We start from the raw sequence: 14,964 nt of genomic DNA on the forward strand, positions 1-14,964 counted from the left end.
AAAAGGAGAGTTTCAATGAGAAAAATGGCGATATTTGCGGCTGTACTGCTGCTTGCGCTCAGCACGGCGGGATGTGCCGGCAAATCCGAGGGGGCGGCGGCTGAAAAAACGAAAACAATCGGCATCATGCTGACAGACAACGGCCTCGGCGACCAATCATTTAATGATTCAGGCTTTCAAGGTTTGATGAAAGCAAGAGACGAGCTCGGCATCACATTTGATTACAGAGAAATAAAAGACACCGGTACGTACGAAAAAGGACTGACCCAGCTTGTCCGGGAAGGCAATGATCTTGTTGTGGGGCTCGGTTACAGCATGCAGGCGGATTTAGAAAAGGTCGCCAAAAAATATCCGAAGCAGCGGTTTGTGCTGATTGATTCCGTATCAGACCTGGATAATGTCACCTCCGTCACGTTTAAAGAGGATGAAGGAAGCTTCTTAGCCGGAGCGCTCGCGGCTATGACGAGCAAAACCGGCACGATCGGATTTATCGGCGGTTCAGATGCCGACGTCATTAAACGGTTTAAGAAAGGCTATCTGAAAGGCGCGGAATCAGTCAAACCGAACATCCGCGTGCTGTCGGAAATCAGCGGTACGTTTGATGATGATAAGCTCGGGAAGCGCATCGCCCAAAACATGATCCGAAAAAAAGCCGATGTCCTGTTTACGGCGGCCGGCTTCACGGGTGTCGGCGCACTGAAAGAAGCGGAGGCGCGAAAAGTATACGCCATCGGTGTTGACAGCGATCAATATTACACCGCCGAGCACGCGGTTATCTCTTCTTTAGTGAAAAACGTCGACCATGTCATCTATGAATTGGCGAAAGATTTAAAAGACAACAAGGAGATCAAAAGCGGTGAGATCGTTTACGGACTGAAGGAAAACGGCATGGACTTAGCCAAGATCAGAGTTGTCAAAAACGCAGGCGGGCTGACGAAAAAGATCACGGATATGAAAAACAGTCTGATTGAACAAGGAGGCGATCTGAAGTGACATTACGGACAAGGCTGCTCGTTAACGCAGCCGTTACGATGATTTGCTTCGCCGCCGTCATCGGCTTTACCATCGCAAACATGATGAAGATTCAGGCTTCAAATGAAGATGAAGTGGACGCGCTGTTAAACGTCCAGGAAGCAAAAGCCGACCTTAATACGTTAAAAGAAAGCATCACCGGCTATTCCTATACGCTCGCAGACGCCCAGAAAGAAGATGTACGAAGCTATATGAAAAGCAGCTCAGACAAACTGGCGGCGCTCAAAAAAACGATGACGGACGATGCGGACAAAGCCGCTTATGACAAACTCGCCAAAAAATACGAATCGTGGCAGGCGGAGGCGGACGCTGCTCTTGATTCGAAAAGCCCGGCTGAAGCGACAAGGACGGCGGCCCGCATCAACGGTCTTCTGAATGATATTTATATGCTGAATCTGAAAAGCCGGGATCATTATGAAGACATGCAGAAGCAGACGGCTGACCAGATTCAGTTTATCGTTTACAGCGCAGCCGTGCTGACCATCGTGATACTTGCTGTCACCGTCATATCTTCCATCAGGCTGACGAAGAGAATTGCAGGGCCGATCCGCCGCATGGCTGAAAATGCCCGTCGTATTGCAGCGGGGAACCTTGCCGTTGAAATGCTTGATTATAAAGGGAAGGACGAACTGAAAGAGCTGAATGACTCATTCGGAATGATGGCTGAACAGCTCCGCACCTTAATTCAGGCGATCGGAGAGGTCGGCCGTGAAGTCGAGACTTTTGCGGAAGGTTTGACGAAGGAAAACCAGACGCTGAAGGACATGACCGAGCAGGTGTCCGTATCGACGGAAGAAATGGCGCAAGGCTCCCAAACCATTTCAGAAGATCTGCAGCATGCGGTGCAATTCATTGAACAAATGGATGAACATTCAAAGGCGAACGCCGAACGTTCAAAACAAACGACGAGAAGCAGCGAAGAGACGATTGCGGCGGTGGCTGCGGGGCGAGGTGCTTTAGCCGAGACCAAGCAAGCCATTGATAAAAGCAATGAGACATCAAAAGAGATTTCCGAAGCCGCCGATCTCTTCATAGAGCATGCGGCAGGCATCAGTATGATGGCGCAGACCGTTTCCGACATTGCGGGCCAGACCAATCTGCTGTCCTTAAACGCCGCAATCGAGGCGGCCAGAGCAGGCGAGGCCGGAAAAGGATTTGCCGTCGTTGCCGAGGAGATACGGAAGCTCGCAGACGGATCAGCCAAAGCGACCGCGCAGATTTTCGATATGGTAAAGCAAATTGAAGACGGCATCACATCTATTATCGGAGCTGTCACGACCGGCGTCGCTTTAGCGGACAGACAGCAGGAGCTGATGGAGAAAACGTCAGAATCATTCGCCCATATTGAACAAAAAGCCGCCCATATTAAGGCGGAGCTTACTCAATTGGACGGACGGATCATCGAATCGAAACAGCTTGGTGAGCAAGTGCTGCATCATGCCGAAAGCATCAGCGCCGTCGTTCAGGAAACGGCTGCAGGAAGCGAAGAGATTTCTGCCTCCGCACTTGAGCAGCTGTCTTCTTTTCATAAAATGGCGGAAAGCGTCAATAATCTGGTGAGCCTGACAGAGCGGTTAAACGATCAGGTCCGCCGGTTTACTTTGTAACAGACATCCGTGCGCAAAAAACAGCCCTCTTTCTTCTAAGACAAGAGGGCTGTTTTGCTTTTACAGATGGTCCGGTTTTTTGGAATTCTGGTTTTTTCCCGCCTGCCGGTTTTTTTCGGCAAGCCGGTTCTTTTTCTGATTTACGGCGTTATTGTCCAACGGTTTTTTGTCATCATCTTTCATGCGGCAAAGCCTCCCTTCTGTCCGTTAGGATGCCCGCCCGCATTGAAATTATGGCTTCAGGAAAAAAATCGCGAGCGTGCCCGGCCCGGAGTGGGCGCCGATCGCAGAGCCGATTGAATGAAGAATGATCTCTTTCGGATGGAACGCTTCTTCAATCATTTCCTTCATCCCAATCGCCGTCTCTTCATTATCTGCATAGCTGATTCCCACGGTTTGATCCGCCCAATCGCCGCCTTCTTCCTTCATCATTTCTATAATCCGTTTAAACAGTTTCTTCTGTCCGCGCAATTTTTCGAGCGGCACGAGCCTGCCGTCATCCACATGCAGAATCGGTTTGATGTTCAAAAGCCCCCCGACAAAAGCGGACGTTTTTGAAATTCTGCCGCCCCGTGCGAGATAGGCGACGTCATCGACCGTAAATATATGTTTCATCCGTGCGCAAAAGTTCTTTACAGACGTTTCGATTTCTTGTATTGTATTCCCGTTAACACAGAGTGTTTGCGCGTGCATCACCGCGAGGCCGCAGCCCAATGAAGCGCATTTGGAATCTACAATCCGTAAATCAAAATCGGGAAATTCCTCTTTTACTTCATTGGCGATCATTACGGCCGTCTGATAGGTGCCGGAAAGACCTGAGGAAAAGGAGATGTATATCGCCGGTTCTCCCAGTTCCGCGTATTGTAAAAATACTTTTTTTATCGTATCCGGTGATGCCTGGGATGTTTTCGGAACTTTCCCTTCCCGCATCGCTTGAAAGATATGATCCGCCTGAATGGTGACAGCGTCCTCATATTCGTTTCCGTCAAGTGTTACGTGCAGCGGAATGAACCCGATCCGGTTTTCTTCAATATAAGATTTCGGCAGGTCAGAGGCGCTGTCAGCAATAAGGTGAACTGTCATCATAATTCCCTTCTTTCCGGTTGGTGAGAGTGATGCCAACTATATCATATAAATTTGGCAAAATAGTGTTCAAAACTTTATTTTAAGGGAAAAGCTAATAATGAAAATGAGCGGAGGAGCAAGCCATGGTACTAGAACAAGTAAAAAAATTAGCAATCGTCGTCATCGGCGCGTTTCTGTATGCGGCGGGACTGAATTTATTCCTGATACCGGCGAATGTATATGCCAGCGGTTTTACCGGTGTCGCCCAGCTGCTGTCAAGCGTCGTTGATCAATACGCCCCCTTTTATATTTCGACAGGAGTTCTCATGTTCCTCTTAAACATTCCCATCGGTGTGTTAGGGTGGCTGAAAGTCGGCAGATCATTCACCGTGTACAGCATATTAAGCGTAGCGCTGACGTCCGTCTTTATGGGGATTCTCCCGGAAATGAGACTGTCACACGATATTCTTCTGAATACCGTATTCGGAGGAGTCATCTCAGCTATCGGCATCGGTTTAACGCTGAAATTCGGCGCTTCGACAGGCGGTCTTGATATCGTGTCGATGGTGCTGGCCAAATGGAAGGATAAACCGGTCGGCACATATTTCTTCATTTTGAACGGGATTATCATTTTGACGGCAGGATTATTGCAAGGATGGGAGAAAGCATTATATACCCTTGTCGCTCTGTATGTCACAACAAGGGTGATTGACGCCATTCACACGCGCCACATGAAACTGACCGCCATGATTGTTACAAAAAAAGCTGATGAAATCAAAGAAGCGATTTACGGGAAAATGGTCCGAGGCATTACGACGGTGCCGGCAAAAGGCGCTTACACAAACGAACAGAAAGAAATGATGATCATCGTCATCACGCGGTACGAATTGTATGACCTTGAGAAAATCGTGAAAGAAGTCGACCCGAAAGCCTTCACAAACATCGTGCAAACGACGGGGATCTTTGGTTTCTTCAGAAAAGACTGATAGGAGCGGATAGAATGAAGTGGCTGTTTGGCCTGTTATTACCGGTCATTTTATTGATCGGATGCAGCAGTCAATCCGGGCAGAAGGAGCCCACTGAGGAGGTATCCGGAGAGATGAATGAACAGCAAGCGGAATTAGCCGTAAACCCTGTGCAGACAGATCAGCAGATCGAATTTCAAATGTCTTTAAAAAACAAAAGCGAAAGCCCGATCGATTTCACATTCAGCTCAGGGCAGAAATTCGAACTGACCGTACATGACCAACATCACAAAGAACTGTACCGCTATTCAAAAGACAAAATGTTTACCCAGGCGTTTCAGACCGTGACCTTAATGCCGAATGAAACGTATGACTTTTCAGATGTGTGGAAGAACGTGCCCGGTCCGGGAACATACACGGTGACGGTGACGTTTTTAGGGAAGTCCGATCAGATCGGAAAAAGACTGAAAACGGTAAAAACATTTGAAGTAAAATAAAAAAGCGGCGCCCTCATCTCAAACGGGGCGCCTTTTTTTATTGCAATTTCTCCAGCTGATCCTGAAATTGGTGCAGCTGCTGACGTTCTGCATCCGTCGAATTGGCGTACGCGGAAGACACGGCATTTTTGGCGCGTGAGACAGCTTTTTCCTGGTCGCCGTCCTCGAAACCGTTAGCAATCATGACGGCCTGCTGGACAAATGACTTGGCTTGAGAAAACAGTTCGTTTCTCATTAAAAGTCAACCTGCCTTTCAGCCGAATCTTTTGCTGCATCATGCTGTGCTTCCTCTAATGTAGACCGATATGGAAATCTTGCGTCATGAAGACTGACAGAGTCCTTGCCTTGCTGAATAAACCGTTTTGATTTGTTTCGTTTACCCATTGCAATGTCCCCCTTCCATATTTAGACGAGATGAGTCGTCTGTTTTAGTATGGGCGGAAGGCTTTGTGTTATGAGCGGGAAAACCTCACAGGGAGAAATAGGATTTTAAAAATTCGGCGATTCCGTCCGCTTCATTTGAACCCGTGACGCGATCGGCGGCCTGTTTGACTTCATCCGTGCCGTTTCCCATCGCTACGCCGCACCCGGCAAATCGGAGCATTTCAAGATCGTTGTCTTCGTCGCCGAACGCGATGATCCGTTCTCTCGGCACTTGGTAATAGTCGCTGATTTTCTTCAGGCCGACCGCTTTATTCATCCCGTGTTTAATAATTTCAATCACATGCCAAGGAGCCGCCCATCTTCTGTGGTCAATGACCTCGGCGTGCACATCGGATAAATGCGCGCGTATGTCCGCGACGTCCTCTTCCTTCGCGTGAATCAATACGGACGTCACATCCTCTTGGACCGTTTCGCGCAGATCGCCGAATGTGACATTCGCCGTATTCATATGAAACGCCTCAATTAAATGCTCATCATGATAATGGAAGTACACATCATCAATGATCTCAGCGAGCACATTATGTATTTGGTAGGTCTCTGTAAGTTCGGCAAGCTGTCTGACCACATCGACAGATAAAGACGTGTGGTATCGTCCCCATGACTCGTCTTTCGGGTGGTGGACAAACGCTCCGTTAAAATTGACAATCGGCGTTGTCAGCCCAAGCTCGTCATAATACATCGAACTGGAACGGAAAGGGCGGCCGGTTGAGATGCAGACATGATGGCCCGCTTCTTTCAGCGTCTGAATCGTCCGTGCCGTTTCAGGGGAAATGGTTTTATCATCTTTTAATAAGGTTCCATCCAGATCTAAGGCGATGAGGTAAGGTTTTGTCTCCATAAATAACTCCTTTTGTCATATAATTTGCTGTTTTTCTCTTATGTACAGTGTAGCTTTTTACCATCTTTATTGTCTACATGTTACACTTATGATTATGGTTATCCTAAGGAGGGAGTCAACGTGATTCTTATTGATCATCAAACCGTATCAGGCATTCCGTTTTTACATATTGTAAAAGAAGAAAATCGGGACCGTCCCGCTCCCCTTGTTTTCTTTATTCACGGTTTTACAAGCGCAAAGGAGCATAATCTTCATTTCGCTTACCTGCTTGCTGAAAAGGGTTTCAGAGCCGTGCTGCCGGAAGCTCTTTACCACGGTGAACGCGCTGAACAGCTGTCAGCAGAAGAGCTCGCCGTCCATTTTTGGGACATTGTCTTAAATGAAATCGAGGAGCTTGACGTGCTGAAAAAGGATTTTGAAGGGCGCGGTCTGATTGAAGACGGGCGGATCGGTCTTGCGGGGACGTCAATGGGCGGAATTACGACATTCGGCGCGATGGCTGCGTATGATTGGGTCAAAGCCGGCGTCAGTCTGATGGGAAGTCCGAACTATACGGCATTTTTTCAGCAGCAGATTGACCACATTCAAAAGCAGGACATCGACATTGACGTCACAAAAGAACAGGTCGATGAACTGTTTGCGCGGCTCAAACCGTTCGATCTCAGTCTGGAACCGGAAAAACTCCGCAGCCGCCCGCTGCTGTTCTGGCACGGTGTTCAAGACAAAGTCGTTCCGTATGCACCGACCCGCGGATTTTATGAAACGATTAAACCTCATTACAGCAGCCGGCCCGACCATCTTCAGTTTCTGAAAGACGAACGGGCTGATCATAAAGTCCCGAGATACGCCGTTTTAGAAACCGTCGCCTGGTTCGATAAGCATTTATAAAGCACAAAGGTGTTAACAAAAGCCGCTTTTACGTTATACTGAGGAAAAAGGAGTGATGGAACGTGGAAGAAGCATTAAAAGAAAACATCATGGGCGCCTTGGAGCAGGTTGTTGACCCTGAGCTCGGCGTCGATATCGTCAATCTCGGCCTTGTATACGACGTTGATATGGATGACGACGGCCTGACGCACGTTACGATGACACTGACATCAATGGGGTGCCCGCTCGCTCCGATCATCGTCGACGAGGTGAAAAAAGCGCTCGCCGACATTCCGGATGTAAAAGAGACGGAGGTCCACATCGTCTGGAATCCGCCGTGGACAAGAGACAAAATGTCACGCTACGCAAAAATCGCATTAGGGATTCAGTAATAAGAAAATGCACCCCGGATTTTAGGTACATCCTAAAGTTTGGAGGTGCTTTTCTTTTGTCTGCATATAAGCGACAGTGAGGGCTTGTTTTGGATTGCAAACAAACCTTTATATATAAAATTTCATATGAGGTTTATCTTTTTTGTAATAGGACAGTCTGTCCTGGAGTGTACCTGTGCGGAATTCAAATTTATGTCCATCGGGATCAGTAAAATAAATTGACTTTTGATCTTGCTTATCTCTAGGACGCCCATTTAATATATTTACATTTAGATTTTTTAACCTTTGAAGTATTGCATCAAAATCTTTTGGGTCAATTGTAAAGGCCGTATGCGTATAGGATTTATGTATTTCATTTCTTGGTATATCCGCCTCTAAGTTAAGTGCAAGCCAAAGCTCGTTCAGATCAAAATATGCTGTCTTTTGCCCTTTAACCAGAAGTTGTGCATGAAATACTTTCTCATAAAATTCTATGGATTTTTCCAAATCTGAAACAGAAAAAAGAAGATGATTGATCCCTTTTATGTTCATTTTCCCCACCTCATTTAACATCTATGTTTTAAACAATCCCTTTGGTAATACATCTGCATATATATCCTTATATACTGACTAAAAAATCATTTTTAGGGATTTCTGTGTATTTTTTATGCCTGGTGTTTTCCGGATGACCGTTTTGAACTGTACTAAACATGATTCTGCCGGACGCGTCTGCTTTGTCGCTGCAGACCGGCGTGCGGAAAGAAGGGCAAGTCACTAAAAAAACAAGTTTCCCGCCATTCGGGGTTTTTTGCGGTATCGGGTTAAAAAGGAAAAAAACGGACGGAGGCATGATATAATAGACCGGCTGCATGCGAGGGAGGAACCCATGAAGAAAAAATTACTTCTCATTATCCTTAGCATTCTTGTTTATACGGCGCTGTTCGCTGTTTCCGCCTATCACAAAGAGCCGGAGCGGCAGGCAGGGACAATGACGGATGTCAGCCGTCTCATGCCCGTGAAAATTAAGCAGACGGTCAAAGGAAAAGAGAAAGAAACATTGGTCGAAACGATTAAGGAAGCAAAGAGAAAGCATTTGAAGATCTCAATCGCAGGCGCCCAGCACTCAATGGGCGGCCAGACGTATTATGAAGACGGTATCGTTCTCGACATGACGGGCTACAACAAAATACTCGGTCTCGACCGAAAGAAAAAAATCATCAGAGTGCAGGCGGGAGCGACGTGGAATGATATTCAGCGCTATGTCAATCCGTACGGGCTCGCGGTAAAAGTCATGCAATCGCAAAACATTTTTACGATCGGGGGCTCACTGAGCGCCAACGCCCACGGCCGGGATATCCGGTACGGTTCGCTGATTGATACGGTCAAATCGTTTCATCTTTTAAAGGCGGACGGCAAAGTCATCACCGTTACTCCGAAAGATGACCTGTTTTCAGCCGTCATCGGCGGCTACGGCCTGTTCGGCGTCATCCTTGACGCGGATATTGAGCTGACGGATGATGAGCTTTATGAAATGAAAACGAAACGCATGAACGCTGATACATACAGTCAATATTTTACGCAGCATGTTCAGCGCAACCCCGCCGTGCGCATGCATCTCGCGCGGATCGCAACAGGGGATAAAGGCTTTTTGCACGATATGTATGTGACTGATTACACACTCTCAGACAACCAGAAAGAATTAAAGCGGCACAATGAACTGAAAGAAGATGAGCATCCGGCGCTGACGAAATTCGCGCTCGGCCTCTCCCGCCGGTATGACTGGGGAAGAAATTGGTTCTGGTCAACCCAGCAGTCTTATTTTCTCAGTCAAAACGGCGTGAAAGTCTCCAGGAACAATGTCATGCGGTCAGAATCGAAATTTTTGGAATATGAAAACACGGACAACACCGACGTGCTTCAAGAATACTTCGTGCCCGTCGGCGAATTTGCACCGTACATTCATGATTTACGCAAGACGCTGTCACATGAAGATCTCAATCTCGTAAATATTACGATCCGCTACGTGCAAAAAAATGAAAAAGCCGATCTGTCATACGCAAAGGAAGACATGTTTTCACTCGTTCTTTTAATCAATGAAGGGTTTTCAAAAGACAGCCAGGCGAGTGCAGCGCGGATTGTCAGAAAAATGACGGATACGGCGTTGCGCCACCGCGGCAGCTATTATCTGCCGTATATGCTGTATCAAACGAAAGAGCAGATGCGCGAGGCATATCCGAAAAGCGATATGTTCTTTCAGAAAAAACACAAATATGATCCCGATGACTTGTTTATGAATTATTTTTATCAGAGGTACAAATCATGAAACACAACCATTTAAAATGGCTGATCCTGTCTCAGAGCAGTGTCTTTTTTGCCGGCAGCCTGATCTTTCCGTTTTATATTTTATTTATTAAAAACATCGGTTCCAGCTACACGCAATTCGGTCTATCATACGGCTTGTTCGGCCTGAGCGGCGCATTGATTCATCCGCTGCTCGGCCGGCTGTCGGCAAGACTGGATCCCCGCTGGTTCCTGATGGCGAATTCGTGGGGGATGGCGGTGCTTCTTCTGACGCTCCCGCACATTACCGGCGTGCACCAGGTTTATGTGGTGCAGGTGCTTTTGGGCCTGTTCGGCGCCATGCAAAAACACGGCGAGAAAATCATGATCGCCGATTACACTGACGGCGGGGAGCGGGGGAAAAAAGTCGGCAGCTATCATTTCTGGACGGCCGTATTTTCAGCTGCCGCCATTATTCTCGGCGGGTTTCTCGCTGATTTCTTCACGGTTTATATTATTTTTTACGCCAGCTCCGTGCTGTTTTTTATAAGCGGGCTGATGATGCTGAAAAAAACAGGCTGATCCGATCAGCCTGTTTTTCTTATGAAACCCCCTCGATCGAGAGGGGGTTTTTTGTCAGCGAAAACCGATGGAAAATGAATGAAAAAATATTAAATATACAATTGAATTAATTTTTATTCATGTTATAATGTTAAATAATTTCACAAAAACCAAGAAGGTGAACCCGTTGAAAATAGGTATTATAGGCGCGACTGGTTATGGAGGCGCCGAACTTGTCAGGATTCTTAACCATCACCCTTATACAGAAGATTGTATATTATATTCATCGAGCGACGAAGGGAAAGAATATGCCGCTTCATATCCGCATTTGAGGAATATAGCGTCACAATCACTTCAGCCGCTTCATATAGAAACGATTCGAAACGAAATTGATGTCATGTTTATAGCCGCGCCGCCCGGCGTTTCCGGAGAGTGGTCGCCCAAGCTGGCGGAGGCGGGCATCCCGGTCATTGATCTATCCGGCGATCTGCGGATTCAAAACCCGGCCGTGTATGAAAAGTGGTATAAGCGGAAGGCCGCGCCGAAAGGAACGATTCAAAGCGCGGTTTACGGTTTAGCCGAACTGCAAAAAGAAGAGATTCAGACTGCTAAGCTGATTGCCAATCCGGGATGTTTTCCGACGGCTGTGCTGCTCGGGCTCGCCCCGCTGGCGAAGAATAAGCTTTTACAAGATTCATTTCTGATTGTTGATGCGAAAACAGGCGTATCCGGTGCCGGCCGAAAAGCATCCATGGGCACTCATTATTCTGAGCTGAATGATAATTTTAAAATTTATAAGGTTAATGAGCATCAGCATACTCCGGAAATTGAACAGCAATTAGCGGCTTGGCAGCCCGGCACAGGTCCGATCACGTTTTCCGCACATTTGGCGCCGATGACAAGGGGCATTATGGCGACGATATATACGGAGGCTCCCCCTGGTATGTCTGCTGCACAGGTAAGAGAATTGTATTCCGAATTCTACAAAGATTCATATTTTGTCAGAATCAGGCCGGAAGGTGAATTTCCGGCGACGAAAGAGGTATACGGCAGCAATTTTTGTGATATCAGTGTCACCGTGGATGAAAGAACAAACCGTGCCACCATCGTTTCTGTCATAGATAATCTGATGAAAGGCGCCGCAGGGCAGGCGGTTCAAAATTTAAATATCATGAATGGCTGGCAGGAAGAAACGGGACTTACGATGACGCCAGTCTATCCATAGAACGAAAGAGGGATTCGAAAATATGATTCAGCTGAGTGAGGAAATCACGAAAATAAAAGGCGGCGTATCTTCGCCGAAAGGGTTTGAGGCAAAGGGCGTGCACTGCGGTCTGCGCTATTCAAAAAAAGATCTCGGAGCGATTATCAGCGAAGCGCCTGCAGTCAGTGCGGCGGTATATACGCAGAGCCATTTTCAGGCAGCGCCCTTGAAAGTGACGCAAGAGAGCTTAAAAAAAGAGGCCGTGCTTCAGGCGGTTATCGTCAACAGCGCGATTGCCAACGCCTGTACGGGAGACCAAGGATTAAAGGACGCCTATGAAATGCGGGACAGCTTCGCGAGCCAGCTCGGCATTGAGCCGGAGCTTGTTGCGGTTTCGTCAACCGGGGTGATCGGCGAGCTTTTAGACATGAAAAAAATTCAGGCGGGCATTGAACAGCTCGGTCAAGCGCCGTCAGTGTCCGGAGCATTTGAAGAAGCCATTTTGACGACGGATACAGTGACGAAACAGACGTGTTATGAACTGGTGATCGGCGGAAACATCATCACGATCGGCGGAGCGGCGAAAGGCTCCGGCATGATCCACCCCAACATGGCGACAATGCTCGGCTTTGTCACAACGGACGCGGCCGTGGAAGAACAGTCGCTCAAAAACGCGCTCAGAGAGATTACGGATGTTTCATTTAACCAAATCACCGTTGACGGAGAAACATCGACGAATGACATGGTGCTTGTGATGGCGAACGGCTGCGTGGGGAATGATTGCCTGACGGAGCAGCACCCTGACTGGCCGGCATTTAAAAAGGGGTTAAAGCTTGTATGCGAAGACCTTGCCAAAGATATTGCCAGAGACGGTGAAGGAGCGACGAAATTAATTGAAGCCAGAGTCGAAGGCGCGAAAAATAACCTTGAGGCGAATATTATCGCCAAAAAAATCGTCGGCTCAAGCCTCGTGAAGACCGCCGTTTACGGCACAGATGCCAACTGGGGGCGCATCATCGGCGCCATCGGGCACAGTGCGGCAAGCGTAACGGCCGAACAAGTGGAAGTTTTCCTCGGCGGTCAGTGTCTGTTTAAACACAACGAACCTCAGCCGTTTTCGGAAACTGATGCCAAGGAGTACTTATCAGGTGATGAAATTACGATTGCAGTCCGCCTGCAGGAAGGCTCCGGCAGCGGCCGGGCATGGGGCTGTGACTTAACCTATGATTATATCAAAATCAATGCGAGCTATCGCACATAGCAAAGGGGAGCGGCATGAAGAAAACCATCGTTTTTAAGTGCGGCGGCAGTGTAATCCGCGAGTTATCCGCCGATTTTTTTCAAAATGTAAAAGAGCTTATGCAATCGGGCTGGAACCTTGCCGTCGTGCATGGAGGAGGCCCGGACATTTCAAGAATGCTGAAAACATTGCAGATTGAAACGGAATTTGTCGATGGACAGCGGAAAACGACCAAACCGGTGCTGGAAACAGCGGAAATGGTCTTGTCAGGGACGATCAATAAATTTTTCGTAACCGAACTCGCGAAAAACGGGCTGAAAGCCGCGGGAATATCAGGAAAGGACGGCGGTCTCCTTCAAGCATCTTACCTTAACCAAGACAAATACGGAGAAGTTGGCGAAATACAAAAAACCGATCCGTCAATCATCCACGCATTAATGAAAGAAGGCATCATTCCCGTTATTGCTCCGCTTTCCATGACAAGTGATTTCGAAACGCTGAACGTCAATGCAGACGCCGCAGCATCGGCCGTCGCTTCAGCCTTACACGCCGATAAACTTTTATTTGTCACGGATGTCGAAGGAATTATGGACGGAGAGAACAGGCTGGATACTTTGTCGCCGCAAGAAATTCAGGCTCTCATCGATGACGGCGTGATTTCAGGGGGGATGATTCCGAAGGTAAACTCGGCATTATCGGCACTGAGTGAAGATGTCGAGGAAGTGATGATCGTAAACGGAAAAGGAGCGTTTTTCACCAATCAAGTCTTCCGAGGAACAAAAATCGTCAAAGAAAAGGAGAGCGTGTCATGAGCAGCCTATTTCAAACCTACAGCCGCTGGCCTATCGATATTAAAAAAGCGAAAGGGACAATCGCAGAGGATGAAAACGGAAAAACGTATCTCGATTTTATTCAGGGCATCGCCGTTTCCAATCTCGGCCATTGTCATGATGCGGTGACAGAAGCGGTGAAAGAACAGCTTGGCAGCGTATGGCACGTTTCCAATCTGTTTGAAAATGATCTTCAGGAAAAAGCCGCGGCAAAGCTTGCCGGACATAGCGCGGGGGATCTCGTTTTCTTCTGCAACAGCGGAGCCGAAGCGAATGAAGGCGCCATTAAGCTTGCCCGTAAAGCAACGGGAAAGACAAAAATCGTAACATTTCATCAATCCTTTCACGGACGGACCTATGCGGGGATGGCCGCCACCGGACAAGACAAAATCAAGACCGGTTTCGGACCGATGCTCCAAGGCTTTCACTATCTTCCGTTTAATGACCCGTCGGCATTCAGCACGCTTTCAAAAGAGGATGATATCGCCGCCGTCATGCTTGAGACGGTGCAGGGAGAAGGGGGAGTCAATCCCGCCGATCCGGAATTCATCGAAGCCTTACAGACATTTTGCAAAGACAAACAGGCGCTGCTTATCGCAGACGAGATTCAAACCGGAATCGGCCGGACGGGCAAGGCATTCGGCTATGAGCACTTCGGCATCTCTCCGGACATCATCACTGCTGCGAAAGGGCTTGGAAACGGTTTTCCCGTCGGAGCCGTGATCGGCAAAAAGAAGCTTGGCGACGCCTTTACGCCGGGTACGCATGGTACGACTTTCGGCGGTAATAAGCTCGCCATGGCAGCTGTGAAAGCAACTTTGGACATTGTGTTTCAGCCGGACTTTCTCCAGGCGGCGGCAGACAAAGGCTCTTTTTTAAAAGCGCAGCTGAACCGTGAACTGACAGGGCCTTTTGTAAAAGAAATCCGCGGAAAAGGGTTATTAATCGGCATTGAATGCGCAGGTCCCGTGTCCGGCATCATCGGAGATCTGCAGGAACGCGGGCTTCTCGTGCTTCCGGCCGGACCGAATGTCATCAGGCTGCTCCCGCCGCTTACGGTTTCTGAAGAAGAAATGCTGTCGGCCGTCAGTATGCTGAAAGCAGCGATCGAAGCGCATTCGGCAGTGAAACGGTAATTTTTTTCGATATAAAAGTATAAAAAT

Annotated in this window: 18 protein-coding genes; 12 read left to right on the forward strand and 6 right to left on the reverse strand. The window is 48.0% G+C overall.

The window, feature by feature from the left end; all coding sequences use genetic code 11:
• Positions 1-15 precede the first annotated feature (15 nt).
• Positions 16-993, forward strand: coding sequence for a BMP family lipoprotein (locus tag HAP68_RS05120; protein ID WP_024085108.1), 978 nt, complete (start codon positions 16-18; stop codon positions 991-993).
• Positions 990-2,639: a methyl-accepting chemotaxis protein gene (locus tag HAP68_RS05125; protein ID WP_024085109.1), complete on the forward strand. Its 1,650-nt coding sequence runs from the start codon at positions 990-992 to the stop codon at positions 2,637-2,639. Before HAP68_RS05120 ends, HAP68_RS05125 begins: the two co-directional genes overlap by 4 nt.
• A gap of 60 nt (positions 2,640-2,699) precedes the next feature.
• Here the strand turns inward: HAP68_RS05125 and HAP68_RS05130 are convergent, their stop codons facing one another.
• Both HAP68_RS05130 and HAP68_RS05135 read right to left on the reverse strand, forming a co-directional pair.
• The gene (locus HAP68_RS05130) at positions 2,700-2,822 is read right to left on the reverse strand and encodes a hypothetical protein (RefSeq protein ID WP_003155105.1); all 123 of its coding nucleotides are present in this window, start codon (positions 2,820-2,822) and stop codon (positions 2,700-2,702) included.
• 48 nt (positions 2,823-2,870) lie between these two features.
• Complete coding sequence (locus HAP68_RS05135) at positions 2,871-3,722, reverse strand: DegV family protein (RefSeq protein ID WP_024085110.1); 852 nt, start codon at positions 3,720-3,722, stop codon at positions 2,871-2,873.
• Between the two features lie 125 nt (positions 3,723-3,847).
• On the opposite strand from HAP68_RS05135, the gene HAP68_RS05140 reads away from it, so the two are divergent.
• Both HAP68_RS05140 and HAP68_RS05145 read left to right on the forward strand, forming a co-directional pair.
• Complete coding sequence (locus tag HAP68_RS05140; RefSeq protein WP_003155101.1) at positions 3,848-4,690, forward strand: YitT family protein; 843 nt, start codon at positions 3,848-3,850, stop codon at positions 4,688-4,690.
• 14 nt (positions 4,691-4,704) lie between these two features.
• Positions 4,705-5,166 (forward strand): BsuPI-related putative proteinase inhibitor, encoded by a 462-nt coding sequence (locus HAP68_RS05145; RefSeq protein WP_024085111.1) that lies wholly within the window; start codon positions 4,705-4,707, stop codon positions 5,164-5,166.
• Positions 5,167-5,203: 37 nt separating this feature from the next.
• Here the strand turns inward: HAP68_RS05145 and HAP68_RS05150 are convergent, their stop codons facing one another.
• From HAP68_RS05150 to HAP68_RS05160, 3 genes are all read right to left on the reverse strand, one after another.
• On the reverse strand, positions 5,204-5,401 hold the full coding sequence (locus HAP68_RS05150) for a DUF3813 domain-containing protein (RefSeq protein WP_003155097.1): 198 nt from the start codon (positions 5,399-5,401) through the stop codon (positions 5,204-5,206).
• Positions 5,401-5,550 carry a hypothetical protein gene (locus tag HAP68_RS05155; protein ID WP_003155094.1) on the reverse strand — a complete coding sequence of 50 codons (150 nt, stop codon included), beginning with the start codon at positions 5,548-5,550 and terminating at the stop codon, positions 5,401-5,403. Before HAP68_RS05155 ends, HAP68_RS05150 begins: the two co-directional genes overlap by 1 nt.
• 85 nt (positions 5,551-5,635) lie before the next feature.
• Complete coding sequence (locus tag HAP68_RS05160; RefSeq protein ID WP_007610550.1) at positions 5,636-6,448, reverse strand: Cof-type HAD-IIB family hydrolase; 813 nt, start codon at positions 6,446-6,448, stop codon at positions 5,636-5,638.
• 120 nt (positions 6,449-6,568) lie between these two features.
• Here HAP68_RS05160 and HAP68_RS05165 point away from each other — a divergent pair, with 120 nt between their 5' ends.
• Complete coding sequence (locus HAP68_RS05165) at positions 6,569-7,336, forward strand: prolyl oligopeptidase family serine peptidase (protein ID WP_003155090.1); 768 nt, start codon at positions 6,569-6,571, stop codon at positions 7,334-7,336.
• 62 nt (positions 7,337-7,398) lie between these two features.
• A complete protein-coding gene (locus HAP68_RS05170) occupies positions 7,399-7,707 on the forward strand; it encodes a metal-sulfur cluster assembly factor (protein WP_003155088.1) in 309 nt (102 codons plus the stop codon).
• Between the two features lie 108 nt (positions 7,708-7,815).
• Here HAP68_RS05170 and fosB read toward each other — a convergent pair whose 3' ends face one another.
• Positions 7,816-8,238, reverse strand: a complete 423-nt coding sequence (fosB, locus tag HAP68_RS05175) for a metallothiol transferase FosB (protein WP_024085112.1) — start codon at positions 8,236-8,238, stop codon at positions 7,816-7,818.
• Between the two features lie 334 nt (positions 8,239-8,572).
• Between fosB and HAP68_RS05180 the strand changes: the two genes are divergently transcribed.
• The 6 genes from HAP68_RS05180 to HAP68_RS05205 all read left to right on the forward strand — a co-directional run bounded on the left by HAP68_RS05180 (position 8,573) and on the right by HAP68_RS05205 (position 14,937).
• On the forward strand, positions 8,573-10,009 hold the full coding sequence (locus HAP68_RS05180) for an FAD-binding oxidoreductase (RefSeq protein ID WP_024085114.1): 1,437 nt from the start codon (positions 8,573-8,575) through the stop codon (positions 10,007-10,009).
• The gene (locus tag HAP68_RS05185; protein ID WP_003155082.1) at positions 10,006-10,548 is read left to right on the forward strand and encodes an MFS transporter; all 543 of its coding nucleotides are present in this window, start codon (positions 10,006-10,008) and stop codon (positions 10,546-10,548) included. The genes HAP68_RS05180 and HAP68_RS05185 overlap by 4 nt, the downstream gene beginning before the upstream one ends.
• Before the next feature lie 166 nt (positions 10,549-10,714).
• On the forward strand, positions 10,715-11,752 hold the full coding sequence (argC, locus tag HAP68_RS05190) for an N-acetyl-gamma-glutamyl-phosphate reductase (RefSeq protein ID WP_024085115.1): 1,038 nt from the start codon (positions 10,715-10,717) through the stop codon (positions 11,750-11,752).
• Positions 11,753-11,774: 22 nt separating this feature from the next.
• Positions 11,775-12,992 carry a bifunctional ornithine acetyltransferase/N-acetylglutamate synthase gene (argJ, locus tag HAP68_RS05195; protein ID WP_024085116.1) on the forward strand — a complete coding sequence of 406 codons (1,218 nt, stop codon included), beginning with the start codon at positions 11,775-11,777 and terminating at the stop codon, positions 12,990-12,992.
• 14 nt (positions 12,993-13,006) lie between these two features.
• Entirely contained in the window at positions 13,007-13,783 is a 777-nt protein-coding gene (argB, locus tag HAP68_RS05200) for an acetylglutamate kinase (protein WP_024085117.1), read from the forward strand.
• Positions 13,780-14,937 (forward strand): acetylornithine transaminase, encoded by a 1,158-nt coding sequence (locus HAP68_RS05205; RefSeq protein WP_014304776.1) that lies wholly within the window; start codon positions 13,780-13,782, stop codon positions 14,935-14,937. The genes argB and HAP68_RS05205 overlap by 4 nt, the downstream gene beginning before the upstream one ends.
• The last annotated feature ends 27 nt before the right edge of the window (positions 14,938-14,964 follow it).

Source organism: Bacillus sp. Bvel1, assembly GCF_014872755.1.
GTDB classification, from domain to species: domain Bacteria; phylum Bacillota; class Bacilli; order Bacillales; family Bacillaceae; genus Bacillus; species Bacillus velezensis.